Raw genomic sequence first — 14,230 nt, forward strand, 5'->3', positions numbered from 1 at the left:
AAACACGGACAGCTTGTTGGTCGAGCTTATAAGTCGGATCAGACGTTCAAACGGAGGGCTGACTGATGGGCCACGGGATCCTGTTTGATGCCTTTATCTATCTCTCTGCCGCCGTCATCGCGGTGCCGCTGGCCAAACGCTGGGGGCTGGGTTCGGTGCTCGGCTACCTGCTGGCGGGGATCATCATAGGCCCCTTTCTGCTGGGGCTGGTGGGGGAGCAGAAGGATGTGATGCACTTCGCCGAGTTTGGCGTGGTGCTGATGCTGTTTCTGGTCGGTCTTGAATTGCGTCCGGCCCTCTTGTGGCAGTTGAAGGGGCCGATCCTCGGCACCGGCGGCCTGCAGGTGCTGCTCACCACGGCGGCACTGACAGGCGTGGCGCACCTGATCGGTCTGCCACTCCAACAGGGGCTGGCCATCGGCCTCATTCTGGCGCTCTCCTCCACCGCCATCGTTCTGCAGAGCCTGCAGGAGCGCAAGCTGATGCAGAGCGAGAGCGGTCGCTCCGCCTTTGCGGTGCTGCTGTTTCAGGATATTGCGGTCATTCCGATCCTGGCGCTGCTGCCACTGCTGGCCATGGCGCCGGTCGCCAGCAATGGTGGCTCCGAGCTGGCAGGTTGGCAGCATGGTCTGCTGGTAGTCGCGGCCATCTCCGGCATAGTGCTGGGTGGCCACTACCTGATGCGGCCGGTGTTTCGTGCCATCGCCCAGTCCCATATGCGGGAGATCTTCGTCGCCGCCGCCCTGCTGCTGGTGATCGCTATCGCTGTGCTGATGGAGTCGGTGGGGCTTTCGCCTGCACTTGGCTCCTTCCTCGCCGGTGTGGTGCTGGCCGACAGCGAATATCGCCATGAGCTGGAAGCGGACATAGAGCCGTTCAAGGGCTTGCTGCTCGGCCTGTTCTTTATGTCGGTGGGGGCGGGGATCGACTTCGGGCTGTTTGCCGAACACCCTTTCCTCATCCCGACGCTGGTGGTTGGCCTGATGGTGCTCAAATGGCTGGTGTTGATGGCGCTCGGCTTCATCATCCGCATCTCGCCGAGTCAACGCTGGACCTTCGCGCTGGCGCTCGCGCAGGGGGGCGAGTTTGCCTTCGTGCTCTTCTCGTTTGCCGCCCAGAACCGGGTGCTGCCCGGCGAGACCATCTCGCTGCTGACGCTGGTGGTGGCGCTCTCGATGGCGCTCACCCCGCTGCTGCTGATCCTCAACGATCGGGTGATCCAGCCTTGGTTCGATTACCGTAACCAGAGCGACGCACCGCAGCATGAGCAACCTGAGCTGGTGGAGCATCCGGTGATCATCGCGGGCTTCGGCCGCTTCGGTCAGATCGTGGGGCGTCTGCTGCACGGTCACGGCATCGGTACCACCATCCTCGAGCAGGATGCTAGCCAGATAGAGACCCTGCGCAAGTATGGCTATCAGGTCTTCTATGGCGATGCCAGCCGGATCGATCTGCTCCATGCCGCAGGGGCGCACAAGGCGAAGCTGCTGGTGCTCTCCATCAACGATCCAGCTACCTCGCTGGCGGTGATCGAGATGGTGCAGAAGCACTTCCCGCACCTGAAGATCCTGGCGCGAGCGCTGGATCGACCCCATGCCCACGAGATCCTGCGCCACGGGGTCGAGAGCGTGCACCGGGAAACCCTGGGCTCGGCGGTCGATCTGGGGGTGGAAGCCCTGACCCAGCTCGGTTTTCGGGCCAACCAGGCCTGGCGGGCGGGGCAGACCTTCAAGCAGCACGATAACTGGCTGTTGCGTGAGCAGGTCAACTATCTGGACGACGAACACACTTATATCAACAAGAGCCTGCAATACCGGGAGATCCTCTCCGATCTGTTGCAAGACGACGAGGAGGGGCAGGAGCGTATCCATGCCCACAACTGGAACAGCGGGCTACCCGACGACGACAAGGAAGCAAAATGATTGCCTATTATCCCATGTTCAAACACCTGCATATGACGCTGGCGCTGGTCAGTCTGCTGCTCTTTATCTATCGCTGGAGTCTGGCGCTGGCCGGCAGCGATCGGTTGCAGCAGAAGTGGCTGAAGATCCTGCCCCATATCAACGACACTTTCCTGCTGCTGTTTGGTGTGTTGCTGGCGGTGGCATTGCAGTTGAGCCCGGGTCAACAACCCTGGCTGATGGCCAAGCTGATTGCACTGGTGCTCTATATCGGTCTGGGTGTCATGGCGCTCAAGCGCCCGGCCCGCGGTCAGAAGCTGGTAGCCGGTGTGGCGGCACTGGCGGTGTTTGGCTACATGGTCGGTGCGGCCATCACCAAGTCAGCCTGGTCGTGGCTGATGTGAACAAAAGGGGAGAGTCATGCTCTCCCCTGAAATCATATTCTGATATAAATTAATTAATCGGAGTTTTATGCTGGCAATAGATCGCAACATAGAACTTTCATTTGAGGAATTTTTGGCTAATTTTAGCCTCTAGCGGCTCCTTTTTTGAGTGTTTTGTCTTTGTAAATCAATTGCTTAGTGTGTTTTGTATGAAAATGGCGACAGTTGTCGCAGCAAAACTTGCGACATAGACTGTCGCAAGTCGCGACTAGCATACAGTCAACGCTAAACCAGTGAAGGCAAGCACCATGAGCAAGAAGCTGTTACGACAACTGACCTTGGCGCGTTGCATCCCGCACCGCCCTTACAAGCTGACCGCCAGCCAACTCCAGGTAAAACTGGAAGAGGAAGGCATCCACGTCAGTCTGCGTACCGTGCAACGGGACCTGGAGGAGATGTCCGGCATGGGACTGTTCGACCTCACCTCGGACGAGCGCAGCAAACCCCATGGCTGGTGCTTCGAGCGCCACGGCCTCAACGACTTTGCCAATATCATGCCGCTCTCGCTGGCGGTGGCCCTGAAAACTTGGAGTGATCAGGCGAGCCAACTGTTGCCGGCGAGTGTACTGACCGAATTGAACCCGCTGGTCGACAAGGCGAGTCAGGTGATCCGCGACAGCCAGAGCGAACTGGCCGAACGCTGGCTGGAGAGTGTCCACCAGTCACCGCGTCCGTTTGCCGGCAACCCGGAGATCCGCCGCAGCACCCTGATCCGCGATGCGCTCTGGCGTGGTCGCAAGTTCAGTGCCGAGATCCAGCGCGTGATCAAAGAGCGCACCGTGTGGCTCTGCTACGACCGTATCAACCCGCTCGGCATTCTCAATCAGCCGGACGGTCCGATCCTGCTCTGCACTCTGTCCGAGCTGGATCCCAAGGTCTACGGCATCCCGTTTGACCATATCAAGAACGTGGAGCTGACCAACTTCAGCGCCACCCAGCCGAAGGATTTCAATATCCAGAAGCTGATCCGCGATCAGGGCTATCAGGATGTGAGTGGCCCGATCCGCTTCGTCGGCCGGATCGATGCCAACAGCCAGTCGCTGGTGGATAACCAGATCCCCGGCAACAATCCGCGCATGACCCGCTATGACAAGCGCAGTGTGGTGGTGGAGACCGAAGTGCAGGACACCCCGGAGTTTCGCAGCTGGTTGAACAACATCGGCGGTGAACTGGAGGTGCTGGCACCTGAATCGCTGCGCAAGGCCTATCTCAATCCGGCCAACCGCTTGAGCTGATTAAAAAATTGGAATGTTGAAGAGTCGAGCCTGGTCTCGGCTCTTTTTTTTGCGGTTTTTTTAAGCATATTTATTCAACTAATTTTTAAGTCTTAACGTCAGGATTGAACCGTTTTCCTGCCCCGTTTTTGGGGGCGAAACCCGTGTAAGAGATCTGCCATAGCGACTGTAAGAGGCTGGCGCTTTGAGCCGTACGCGAAGCCATGCCAGAATGATCGAGCTTTCCCGTGAAACTAAATAAGTGGCTGATATTAAAGGGTTAGTTTTTAAGTTCGTTTTTTGAGATGGGAGCTGCATCGGATCTTTATCATCGGATGGCCCTTGTTCGGGGTGCGCATTTCCTTAGTATGGGTCTCACAAGGACGGAGCTGGTTCGGCAGGATGCAGGACAGCGCATAAAGATGGAATAGTCCGCAGGATGTGGACAAGGGACACCTCAGGATGAGCTCGATAATCAGGATGATTATCGTCACGGATGAATAAAGGAACACCGCGGGATGCGGCAGGACACTCTCGGGATGGGAGCAGAACGAACGGAACCTCGTTCTTCAGGATGAACAGGACCTCGCCGGATGCGAGAGGAATACTTCAGGATGAAGTGAGATAACCCGGATGGTTATCTGTCAGGAAGACGCAAGGAACCCCACAGGACGTGGTAATGGACACCTCCAGGATGGAGACAGTGAAGCAGTTCAGGATGAATTGCCAGGCCAGGAACGCCGCAGGACACGCCAACGGATTGGAAAGGGGATATTCCAAAGGATTAGGATAACGTCAGGGATTGCAGGGAGCATTGCAGTTCTACGGACAGGACGACACGACTCTAGGGGACGGCTACCGCCGTCCCCTTTTCTTTTATGGTTTGTCCGAGAGATTGCCGCGCTGGGCGGCGTTGACGATCTCTTGCAGGCGCTGACGAATGTCGACCATGCCAAACACACCAAAGATCAGCACAGTCACAAACTCGGCCTTGGTGACAGCGAAGTAGCGTTTGCAAGCCGCCTTGATCATGCTGGCCTGCAGCCAGTGCAGCAGGGCGACGATCACGCCGCAGACCGGCAGAAAGCCGTTGAGTTTGCCGGGCAGCGGGGCAATCAGGCTCACCAGCACGCCAAACCAGAAGAACAATATCAGCCCCATCGCCAACAGATTAAAGACTCGCTTCATTGTTTACCTCCCTTAGATAGAGTTGATAGCAGACCTGACCGGCTTGTTTGTCCTTGAGTAGTTGCCAGCTGGCGGGCAGCGCCAGATCGGCCATCTCTTTTTCCCGCTCCAGATAGATGAGGGCGTCCGGTGCCAGCCAGCCGCGCTGCTCCAGCAGTTCGCACACCTGCGGCAGCAGCTCGCGGCGAAACGGCGGATCGAGGAACACCAGATCAAACGGCGTGGCCGGGCCTTGCAGCCAGCTCACTGCATCTGACTGGATCACCTGACCCTGACTGCTGCCGAGGGCGGTCAGGTTCTTCTTGATCTGGTCGGCGGCCCCTTTGTCCATCTCGATCAGGGTCACCTGCTCGGCATAGCGCGACAGAGCCTCCAGTCCGAGTCCGCCGCTACCGGCAAACAGATCCAGGCAGCGGGTGCCACGAATGTGGGGGGCCAGCCAGTTGAAGATGGTCTCCTTGACGCGATCCGTGGTGGGTCTGAGCCCCTCCACATCCTTGACCGGCAATTTGCGGCCTCGCCACTGGCCGCTGATGATTCTTACAAAGCCCGATTTTCCTTGCGGGGCGGGACTCTTGCTCGGGTTGCTACGGCTGGATTTCACTCTGGGCATCGCGTTTCATCGTCAGAAAATAAAGTGGTAGTATAAGGCGGTTCATTTTTATGCCGACCCGCCAAGGGACGGCTATCTTAGCAGTCAGCCTTTGATGTGAGTATTTTTAGATGGCAAAAGGTTTGTTTTCCTGGCTGGGTTTCGGCCGCAAGAAAGAAGAGGCTGAGGCTGTCCAACCACAGACACCCCAAGCCACCCCCGTTACCGTTGAGCCCGAGGTCACTGCTACCCCCGCTCCCGTTTCCGAAATAACTGTTTCCGATAGTACGCCGGCCGTTGCCCCCGAAGTGCCTGCCAGCGCACAGAATTCCGTTTTGCAAGATGATTGCTGCCTGCCGACCGAGCTGGACGACCACGGCCCGCTGGTGGTGGAGGAGTGCGCCTCCGATCTGGAGCCGGTGATCGTCAACGAAGCGCTGATCGCCGAAGAGGAGCGTGCCGCTGAAGCCGCTCGCACTGCCGCAGAAGAGGCCCGCATCGCCGCCGAAGCTCGCGCCGCAGAAGAGGCTCGTATTGCTGCCGAGGCTCGCGCTGCGGAAGAGGCTCGCATTGCTGCCGAGGCTCTCGCCGCAGAAGAGGCCCGCATCGCCGCCGAAGCTCACGCTGCAGAGGAGGCTCGCATTGCTGCCGAAGCCCGCGCCGCGGAAGAGGCTCGCATTGCTGCTGAAGCTCGCGCTGCGGAAGAGGCTCGCATTGCTGCTGAAGCTCGCGCTGCGGAAGAAGCTCGCATTGCTGCCGAGGCTCGCGCCGCAGAAGAGGCCCGCATCGCCGCCGAAGCTCGCGCCGCGGAAGAATCTCGCATTGCCGCCGAAGCCCGCGCCGCGGAAGAGGCTCGTATCGCCGCCGAAGCCCGCGCTGCGGAAGAAGCTCGCATTGCTGCCGAGGCTCGCGCTGCGGAGGAGGCTCGCATTGCCGCTGAAGCTCAGGCTGCGGAAGAAGCCCGTATCGCCAAAGAGGCACAGCGCGCGGAAGATATGCGCCTGGTCGCCGCGATGGAGGCTGAGGCCGCCGCCCTGGCCGCTCTGCCGCTGGCCGCCAAGGTAGACGACGACACCCAGGACAAACCGCAGCGGGAGGGCTTCTTTGCTCGCCTCAAGCGCAGTCTGGTGCGCACCAAGGAGAATATCGGCTCCGGTTTCTTCGGCCTGTTCCGTGGCAAGAAGATCGACGATGAGCTGTTTGAAGAGCTGGAAACCCAGCTGCTGACCGCCGATCTCGGTGTGGATACCACTACTCGCATCATCGAAGGGCTGGTGCAGCACGCGGACCGCAAGCAGCTCAAGGATGCCGAGGCGCTCTACGGCCTGCTCAAGCAGGACATGGGCGAGATGCTGGCCAAGGTCGAACAGCCGCTGGTGATCGACACCAGCAAGAAGCCTTATGTGATCCTGATGGTCGGCGTAAACGGCGTCGGCAAGACCACCACCATCGGCAAGCTGGCCAAGCAGTTCCAGGCTGAAGGCAAGAGCGTGATGCTGGCGGCGGGTGACACCTTCCGTGCTGCTGCGGTCGAACAGCTGCAGGTTTGGGGTCAGCGCAACAACATTCCGGTGATTGCCCAGCATACCGGTGCCGACTCCGCTTCCGTCATTTATGACGCCATCGAGGCTGCCCGCTCCCGCGGAGCTGACGTGCTGATCGCCGACACCGCCGGCCGCCTGCAGAACAAGAGTAACCTGATGGAAGAGCTCAAGAAGGTGGTGCGGGTGATGAAGAAGCTGGATGAAGAGGCGCCCCACGAGATCATGCTGACGCTGGACGCCGGCACCGGCCAGAACGCGCTGAGCCAGGCCAAGCTGTTCAGCGAGGCGGTTGGCCTGACCGGCATCACCCTCACCAAGCTGGATGGCACGGCCAAGGGCGGCGTCATCTTCGCGGTGGCCGACAAGTTCCAGATCCCGATCCGCTACATCGGGGTGGGCGAGGGGATCGACGATCTGCGTCCCTTCGTTGCCAACGACTTCATCGAGGCGCTCTTTAGCCGCGATGAATAAGTCCGGCCGTGATGAGTCAGCTCAGCCGTGATGAGTAAGTGTTCCATGCCCCGACTCCGGTCGGGGTTTGTCAATTTCAGGGAACCGTTATGATTCGTTTTGACAAGGTCAGCAAGGTATACAGCGGCGGCCATCAGGCGCTGCAAAAGGTCAGCTTTCACCTGCGAAAGGGAGAGATGGCCTTTCTGACCGGGCACTCGGGGGCGGGCAAGAGTACCCTCCTCAAACTGATCAGCGTGATGGAGCGTCCGACCGATGGTCGCGTCTTCTTTCATGGTGATGATGTCAGCCATATCCAGCGCAGCCAGATCCCCTATGTTCGCCGCCAGATCGGGATGATCTTTCAGGATCACCGCCTGCTGATGGACAGAACCGTGTTCGACAACGTGGCGCTGCCGCTGGTGATCGATGGCTACAGCCACGCCGATATCAACAAGCGCGTGGCGGCGGCGCTGGACAAGGTTGGGCTGCTCGGCAAGGAGCGCTACCAGCCGCGGATGCTCTCCGGTGGTGAGCAGCAGCGGGTCGGCATCGCCCGTGCCATCGTCAACAAGCCGCCGCTGCTGCTGGCGGATGAACCGACCGGCAACCTGGATCCCCAGCTCTCCATGGATATCATGCGGCTATTCCAGGAGTTCAACAATTTTGGGGTCTCGGTACTGATTGCCACCCACGATCTGGGGCTGATCGCCCGCATGCGCTATCGCACCCTGACCCTCAAGGCGGGCCGCATGTATTCGGCCGGGGAGGAGCTCTGATGGCTATCGTTCGTCATAAACAACCGCCGCTGCGCCGTCTGATGATGTACGGGGTTGACCATGTACGGCAGGCGTTTGCCAGTCTCGGGGAGTTGTGGCGCAATCCGCTCGCCTCTCTGATGACGCTGGCGGTGCTCGGCGTCAGTCTGGCGTTGCCCTCCTGCTTCCACGTGCTGCTGAAAAACGCCGAGGTGGTGGAAGGGAGCTGGCAGACCAGTTCCCAGATCTCCCTTTACCTGCGCAAGGATCTGCCGGAGCAGAGCATTCTCGATCTGCAGCACCGGATCCTGCTCTATCCCGAGGTAGATTCGGTCACCTACCTGAGCCGTGACGACGCGTTGCGGGAGTTTCGCGAGATCTCCGGCTTCGGCGATGCCCTCGATTATCTGGACAGCAACCCGCTACCGCCGGTGCTGAGCGTGATCCCGGATCCGCGCTGGCAGAACCCGGAAGGGGCCGCCGAGCTGCTCAGCAAGCTTAACAACGAAGTGGGAGTCGAGCAGGGCAAGCTGGATCTGCAGTGGCTGACCCGGTTGCAGGGGATCATGAACCTGCTGCGCCACACCATTACCGGTATCGCGGTGCTGCTGCTCTCCGCCGTGTTGCTGATCGTCGGCAATACTCTGCGTCTCAACATCCTCAACCAGCGTTCCGAGATTGAAGTGCTCAAGCTGGTGGGGGCGACCGACTCCTTCATTCATCGCCCTTTCCTCTATACCGGTATCTGGTTCGGGGTGATCGGCGGCATGCTGGCCTGGTGGCTGACCGAAGTGATGGTGATCTGGAGCGAAGGGGTGGTGAAGGAGCTGGCGGGCTTGTATAACAGTAACTTCCGGTTGGTTGGCATGGGGGCGGTAGACGGGATCAATCTGATCTTGCTGGGCGCCCTGCTGGGGCTGATTGCCTCCTGGTTTTCGGTCCATCGCCACATTCGCGACATCGAACCATCCTGATTACTTTGTCATCAAAGTAAATCGCTGGATTTTGAGAGGCGGATCAAGTAAAAGAGGGGCCGTTTCTGGCTTGGCCCCCATAGTCAGAGTATTCTGAATAACAATGATCTTCCGGATCTTCGCTAGATCCAGTGAACCTTCTGATTTATAAGCAGTCTATTAAAGCTGAAGCATTTATACGGGTGTGGCCCCTCTGCCTTGCTCGTCAGACTTGGCAAGCATGTGAAGGTTGCGAGCTCCGCAACAATGGACTTAGCATGCTACTTTTCGGGGGTCCTTCATTGTGACCCCCTTTTTTTGACTGTTCATTCATGATTCATCCTGCAGGCTTAAGATAAGCCGGTCTAAAACTGGGCATGTTCTTTGATACACGCCGCAGAATGGCATCCGGTCAGTAGACAGACCCTCTCAGGGTGTTAGACTGATTCGATTGAAAAGTAAGAGGTAACAGATGGGAACTTCATTGCAGCGCACTATGGCTCTGATTCCGCAAGGTAGTCTGGAAGGCTATATCCAGGCAGTAAACTCTATTCCTGTGCTGAGCGCAGAGGAAGAGCGTGAACTGGCTGAGCGTTTGCAGCAGGATGGCGATCTCGAGGCTGCCCGTCAGCTGGTTATGTCGCACCTGCGCTTTGTCGTTCATGTCGCCAAGAGTTATGCCGGTTACGGCCTGCCTCAGGCCGATCTGGTTCAGGAAGGCAACATCGGCCTGATGAAGGCGGTCAAGCGCTTCGACCCGACGGTCGGCGTGCGTCTGGTCTCCTTTGCCGTGCACTGGATCAAGGCCGAAATCCACGAATATGTCCTGCGCAACTGGCGCATGGTCAAGGTGGCGACCACCAAGGCCCAGCGCAAGCTCTTCTTCAACCTGCGCAAATCCAAAAAACGTCTGGGCTGGCTGAACCACGAAGAGGTTCAGGCCGTGGCGGCCGATCTCGGCGTTTCTGCCGCTGACGTGACCGAAATGGAAGCGCGGATGGCCAACTACGATCAGGCGTTCGATCTGGTGGGTGACGATGAGGAAGAGGGCGGTTTCGCTCCGGTTCACTATCTGGAGGACAAATCCTCCGATCTGGCCGCCACCATCGAGAACGACAACTGGGACGATCACGCGACCCGTCGTCTGAGCTCGGCCCTCGCCACTCTGGATGAGCGCAGCCAGCACATCATTCGCGCCCGCTGGCTCGATGATGACAGCAAGACCACTCTGCAGGAGCTGGCCGATACCTACGGCGTCTCCGCCGAGCGTGTGCGTCAGCTTGAGAAAAACGCACTCAAGAAGCTGAAAGATGCCATGGAAGCCTGATGCTTCCTCTCATAAAAACAGGGCCTGATGGCCCTGTTTTTGTTTCGCAGGGATCTGGTCGGCCTTGCTTTGGTTACCCTTGAGTGTGTTATGTTGCCGCCACTGCCACATTAGGGAGAGCAGAAGTGAAACTGTTGAACGACCTGTTTACCAACAACCGTGAGTGGGCCGAACGGATCAAAGCCGAAGATCCCGCTTTCTTTGCCACTCTTTCTGCCCAGCAGGCCCCCGAATACCTCTGGATTGGTTGTTCCGACAGCCGGGTCCCCGCCAACCAGCTGATGGGGTTGCTGCCGGGGGATGTCTTCGTCCACCGCAACGTCGCCAATCTGGTGGTACATACCGATTTCAACTGCCTCTCGGTGCTGCAATACGCGGTAGAAGTGCTCAAGGTGAAGCACATCATCGTCTGCGGTCACTACGGTTGCGGTGGCGTCAAGGCCGCGATGCAGAACCAGGAGCTGGGGCTCATCGACAACTGGCTGCGCAACATCAAGGATGTCTACTTCAAATACGGTGAAGAGCTCGAGGCCATCGAGGATGAGCATGAGCGCTTCGACTACCTGTGCGAGCTGAACGTGGCCGAGCAGGTCGCCAATGTCTGCCACACCACCATCATCCAGAACGCCTGGCGCAAGGGGCAGGAGCTGGCGGTGCATGGCTGGATCTACGGGATCAAGGATGGCTTGCTGCACGATCTCGATCTCTGCATCAGCGGGCCGGATCAGATCCCAGATGTCTATCGCGCCTGGCCGGACATGCGTCCGCCCCACCGTCGGCGCTAGGGAGCTTCATGGTGGCGCCAGCCCTCTATCTGCAGATCAAGCAGCACATTCTGGACCGGATCCGCGAACGCCACTATCAGGCGGGGGACAGGATCCCGACCGAAGCGGCCCTGTGCGAGCAGTTCACCGTGAGCCGGATGACGGTCAACCGGGCGCTGCGGGAGCTGGTGGCGGAAGGGTGGCTGGTGCGTACCGCCGGCTCCGGCAGCTTCGTGGCGGACCGGCGTACCGAATCGCCGCTGCTGGCCATTCGCAACATCGCTGACGAGATCGCCGAGCGTGGCGGCGAGTACAGTGCCCGGGTGATCCGGCTGCAGCGGCTGGCCGCCGACGAGAAGGTGGCGGTACAACTGGGACTGCGGGTTGGCGCCCCCATCTTTCACAGCCTGATCGTCCATCAGGCCGATGGCGAGCCGCTGCAGCTGGAGGAGCGCTTCGTCGATGCCGGGCGCTTGCCGGGCTATGGCGAGCAGGATTTTACCCAACAGACCCCCAACCGCTATCTGATGGATGTCTGCCCCCTCTCCGAGATGGAGCACGTGGTGGAAGCCGTGTTGCCGAGCGCCGGTGAGGCGGGATTGTTGCAAATTCGCGTAGATTCCCCCTGCCTATTGTTGCACCGGCGCACCTGGTCGGAGGGGCATCTGGTCTCCTACGCCCGTTTGCTCTCCCCCGGTTCCCGCTACAAGCTCAGCTCCAAGACTCAGCTGGAGTAAATGTCTATACAACTAGGTTTTTCAAAGCCCACCGCTTGGTGGGTTTTTTTGTGCTTAAACTCTAAGTTTGATGCTGTTATCAGGATGTGAACTCTGCTCTTTCTTTCGTCATAGAGATCGACTATAAGGATATGTATATACATTTGAGGTCGCTATGAACAAGGAACTGTTGAACTGCGAGCGGGTCTGGCTCAACGTGACGCTCGCCACCCTGAATGACGAGCTGGCCGACTACGGCCTGCTGCCGCTCCACGCCATCGGCGTGAAGGATGGCAAGATCCATGCACTGGTGCCGATGGCCGAGCTGCAGGGGCCCCATCCCACCCACTGGCAGGATATGCAGGGCAAGCTGGTCACCCCCGGCCTTATCGATTGCCACACCCATCTGGTTTTTGCCGGCAGCCGCGCCGAGGAGTTCGAGCTGCGCCAGCAGGGAGTGCCCTATGCCGAGATCGCCCGTCGGGGCGGTGGCATCATCAGCACGGTGCGTGCCACCCGTGCCGCCAGCGAAGAGCAACTGTTCGAGCTGGCGCTGCCGAGGGTGACATCCCTGATCCGCGAAGGGGTCACTACGGTGGAGATAAAATCCGGCTATGGCCTGACGCTGGATGATGAACTCAAGATGCTGCGGGTGGCCCGTCGACTGGGAGAGGCGTTGCCGATCCGGGTCAAGACCACTCTGCTGGCGGCCCATGCGGTGCCGCCTGAATATCGCGACGATTCCGACAGCTGGGTCGAGACCATCTGTCAGGAGATCATCCCTGCCGCCGCCGAGGCGGGTCTGGCCGATGCGGTGGATGTCTTCTGCGAGCATATCGGTTTCTCGCTGGCCCAGACCGAGCAGGTCTATCTGGCGGCGGATCAGTACGGCCTGCCGGTGAAGGGGCATATGGATCAGCTCTCCAATCTCGGTGGCAGCACACTCGCCGCCAACTTTGGCGCCCTCTCGGTGGACCATCTGGAGTATCTGGATCCGGAAGGGATCCTGGCGCTGGCCCACCGTGGCGTGGTCGCCACTCTGCTGCCCACCGCCTTCTACTTCCTCAAAGAGACCAAGCTGCCGCCGGTTGCCGCCCTGCGCAAGGCGGGGGTGGCGATGGCGGTCTCCTCCGACATCAACCCGGGCACCGCCCCCATCGTCTCGCTGCGGATGGCGATGAACATGGCCTGCACCCTGTTTGGCCTGACGCCGGTGGAGGCGATGGTCGGGGTAACCCGCCACGCCGCCAAAGCGCTCGGCGAGCAGGCGCACCTTGGCCAGCTTAAGGTGGGGATGGCGGCAGATTTTCTGATCTGGAATTGCGCCCATCCGGCCGAGCTGAGCTACATGGTCGGCGTCGATCAGCTGGCAGGCCGTGTTTTCAACGGTGAGGAGAGCCTCCATGGATAAGGTCAACCCGATCGACATGTCGCTCTGGCAGGGGCGGCAGGATCCGGAAGATGGTGAGCTGGCCCTGCGCTGGCACGATAAGGTGCAGCCCTGGACCGCCGGGGCACAAGAGCCTGCCGGGGCACCAGAGGCGGCCGGTGTAGTGCTGCTCGGTTTTGCCTGCGATGAAGGGGTGCGCCGCAACAAGGGGCGTGTCGGCGCCGCCGGGGCGCCGCAAGCGGTGCGCAAGCTGCTGGCCAACACCGCCTGGCACTTGAATCGGCCTGTCTACGATGGCGGGGATGTGAGTTGCCCCGATGGCGATCTCGATGGTGCCCACGGCCGACTGGCCGAGCGGGTCGCCGCTGCGCTCGAGCTGGGCCACTTCCCGCTGGTGCTGGGGGGCGGCCACGAGGTGGCCTTCGGCAGCTGGAGCGGCCTTAACCGTCATCTTGGCGGCGAAGGTCGGGTCGGCATTATCAACCTCGACGCTCACTTTGACCTGCGGATGAAACAGGAGCTGGCAAGCTCCGGTACCCCCTTCTTCCAGATTGCCGAGCAGTGCGCCGCTCAGGGCACGCCGTTTCACTACGCCTGCCTCGGGGTGGCCGAGACCGCCAATACTCAAGCCCTGTTTGCCCGTGCCAAGGCGCTGGGAGTGTGGCATGTGCTGGATGAGGCGATGACTCAGGCCGAGTTGCCAGCCTTGCTAAGAGGGCTGGACGCCTTTATCGACGATTGTGATCACCTCTATCTCACTATCGACCTCGATGTGCTGCCCGGCAACCTGATGCCGGGAGTGAGCGCCCCCGCCGCCCGCGGTGTGGAGCTGGCGGTGATCGAACCGCTGATCGCCCATATCCGGGCCAGCGGCAAGCTGAGGCTCGCCGATCTGGCCGAGTACAACCCGACGCTGGATCAGGATAACCGCAGTGCCCGCGTGGCCGCGCGACTGGTTCATCTGTTGACCCGTTAACCCTTTGGCCGCAT

General features: G+C 59.9%; 13 protein-coding genes. 11 read left to right on the forward strand and 2 right to left on the reverse strand.

Annotated elements, in window-relative coordinates; genetic code table 11:
• Window positions 1-65: 65 nt before the first annotated feature.
• The 3 genes from AB5Z02_RS04375 to AB5Z02_RS04385 all read left to right on the forward strand — a co-directional run bounded on the left by AB5Z02_RS04375 (window position 66) and on the right by AB5Z02_RS04385 (window position 3,579).
• Window positions 66-1,922 carry a monovalent cation:proton antiporter-2 (CPA2) family protein gene (locus AB5Z02_RS04375; protein ID WP_005357666.1) on the forward strand — a complete coding sequence of 619 codons (1,857 nt, stop codon included), beginning with the start codon at window positions 66-68 and terminating at the stop codon, window positions 1,920-1,922.
• Complete coding sequence (locus AB5Z02_RS04380) at window positions 1,919-2,305, forward strand: SirB2 family protein (RefSeq protein WP_042081419.1); 387 nt, start codon at window positions 1,919-1,921, stop codon at window positions 2,303-2,305. The genes AB5Z02_RS04375 and AB5Z02_RS04380 overlap by 4 nt, the downstream gene beginning before the upstream one ends.
• Window positions 2,306-2,592: 287 nt before the next feature.
• Window positions 2,593-3,579, forward strand: a complete 987-nt coding sequence (locus AB5Z02_RS04385; protein ID WP_005339987.1) for a YafY family protein — start codon at window positions 2,593-2,595, stop codon at window positions 3,577-3,579.
• 855 nt (window positions 3,580-4,434) lie between these two features.
• On the opposite strand, the gene AB5Z02_RS04390 is transcribed toward AB5Z02_RS04385, so the two are convergent.
• Both AB5Z02_RS04390 and rsmD read right to left on the reverse strand, forming a co-directional pair.
• Window positions 4,435-4,746, reverse strand: a complete 312-nt coding sequence (locus tag AB5Z02_RS04390; protein WP_005342853.1) for a DUF1145 domain-containing protein — start codon at window positions 4,744-4,746, stop codon at window positions 4,435-4,437.
• A complete protein-coding gene (rsmD, locus tag AB5Z02_RS04395) occupies window positions 4,730-5,359 on the reverse strand; it encodes a 16S rRNA (guanine(966)-N(2))-methyltransferase RsmD (RefSeq protein ID WP_005339991.1) in 630 nt (209 codons plus the stop codon). Before rsmD ends, AB5Z02_RS04390 begins: the two co-directional genes overlap by 17 nt.
• Window positions 5,360-5,469: 110 nt before the next feature.
• Here rsmD and ftsY point away from each other — a divergent pair, with 110 nt between their 5' ends.
• The 8 genes from ftsY (at window position 5,470) to hutG (ending at window position 14,216) form a co-directional block, all read left to right on the forward strand.
• Window positions 5,470-7,353: a signal recognition particle-docking protein FtsY gene (gene ftsY, locus AB5Z02_RS04400; protein ID WP_368215383.1), complete on the forward strand. Its 1,884-nt coding sequence runs from the start codon at window positions 5,470-5,472 to the stop codon at window positions 7,351-7,353.
• An 89-nt stretch (window positions 7,354-7,442) separates the two neighbouring features.
• A complete protein-coding gene (gene ftsE / locus AB5Z02_RS04405) occupies window positions 7,443-8,111 on the forward strand; it encodes a cell division ATP-binding protein FtsE (RefSeq protein ID WP_005339995.1) in 669 nt (222 codons plus the stop codon).
• Complete coding sequence (ftsX, locus tag AB5Z02_RS04410; RefSeq protein WP_106844124.1) at window positions 8,111-9,064, forward strand: permease-like cell division protein FtsX; 954 nt, start codon at window positions 8,111-8,113, stop codon at window positions 9,062-9,064. The genes ftsE and ftsX overlap by 1 nt, the downstream gene beginning before the upstream one ends.
• 451 nt (window positions 9,065-9,515) lie before the next feature.
• Window positions 9,516-10,370 carry an RNA polymerase sigma factor RpoH gene (gene rpoH, locus AB5Z02_RS04415; protein ID WP_005339997.1) on the forward strand — a complete coding sequence of 285 codons (855 nt, stop codon included), beginning with the start codon at window positions 9,516-9,518 and terminating at the stop codon, window positions 10,368-10,370.
• A 125-nt stretch (window positions 10,371-10,495) separates the two neighbouring features.
• A complete protein-coding gene (gene can / locus AB5Z02_RS04420; protein WP_005339998.1) occupies window positions 10,496-11,155 on the forward strand; it encodes a carbonate dehydratase in 660 nt (219 codons plus the stop codon).
• 11 nt (window positions 11,156-11,166) lie between these two features.
• A complete protein-coding gene (gene hutC / locus AB5Z02_RS04425; protein ID WP_033137710.1) occupies window positions 11,167-11,871 on the forward strand; it encodes a histidine utilization repressor in 705 nt (234 codons plus the stop codon).
• A 154-nt stretch (window positions 11,872-12,025) separates the two neighbouring features.
• Window positions 12,026-13,261, forward strand: coding sequence for an imidazolonepropionase (gene hutI, locus AB5Z02_RS04430; protein ID WP_368215385.1), 1,236 nt, complete (start codon window positions 12,026-12,028; stop codon window positions 13,259-13,261).
• Window positions 13,254-14,216, forward strand: a complete 963-nt coding sequence (hutG, locus tag AB5Z02_RS04435; protein WP_368215387.1) for a formimidoylglutamase — start codon at window positions 13,254-13,256, stop codon at window positions 14,214-14,216. The genes hutI and hutG overlap by 8 nt, the downstream gene beginning before the upstream one ends.
• The last annotated feature ends 14 nt before the right edge of the window (window positions 14,217-14,230 follow it).

The sequence above is a fragment of the Aeromonas sp. R2-3 genome (genome assembly GCF_040908375.1).
In the GTDB taxonomy this organism is placed as follows: domain Bacteria; phylum Pseudomonadota; class Gammaproteobacteria; order Enterobacterales; family Aeromonadaceae; genus Aeromonas; species Aeromonas veronii.

Bases quoted from the DNA above. Each gene is read 5' to 3' on its own strand.
- AB5Z02_RS04375 (WP_005357666.1), top strand. From the start codon at position 66: ATGGGCCACGGGATCCTGTTTGATGCCTTTATCTATCTCTCTGCCGCC.
- AB5Z02_RS04380 (WP_042081419.1), top strand. From the start codon at position 1,919: ATGATTGCCTATTATCCCATGTTCAAACACCTGCATATGACGCTGGCG.
- AB5Z02_RS04385 (WP_005339987.1), top strand. From the start codon at position 2,593: ATGAGCAAGAAGCTGTTACGACAACTGACCTTGGCGCGTTGCATCCCG.
- AB5Z02_RS04390 (WP_005342853.1), bottom strand. From the start codon at position 4,746: ATGAAGCGAGTCTTTAATCTGTTGGCGATGGGGCTGATATTGTTCTTC.
- rsmD (WP_005339991.1), bottom strand. From the start codon at position 5,359: ATGCCCAGAGTGAAATCCAGCCGTAGCAACCCGAGCAAGAGTCCCGCC.
- ftsY (WP_368215383.1), top strand. From the start codon at position 5,470: ATGGCAAAAGGTTTGTTTTCCTGGCTGGGTTTCGGCCGCAAGAAAGAA.
- ftsE (WP_005339995.1), top strand. From the start codon at position 7,443: ATGATTCGTTTTGACAAGGTCAGCAAGGTATACAGCGGCGGCCATCAG.
- ftsX (WP_106844124.1), top strand. From the start codon at position 8,111: ATGGCTATCGTTCGTCATAAACAACCGCCGCTGCGCCGTCTGATGATG.
- rpoH (WP_005339997.1), top strand. From the start codon at position 9,516: ATGGGAACTTCATTGCAGCGCACTATGGCTCTGATTCCGCAAGGTAGT.
- hutI (WP_368215385.1), top strand. From the start codon at position 12,026: ATGAACAAGGAACTGTTGAACTGCGAGCGGGTCTGGCTCAACGTGACG.
- hutG (WP_368215387.1), top strand. From the start codon at position 13,254: ATGGATAAGGTCAACCCGATCGACATGTCGCTCTGGCAGGGGCGGCAG.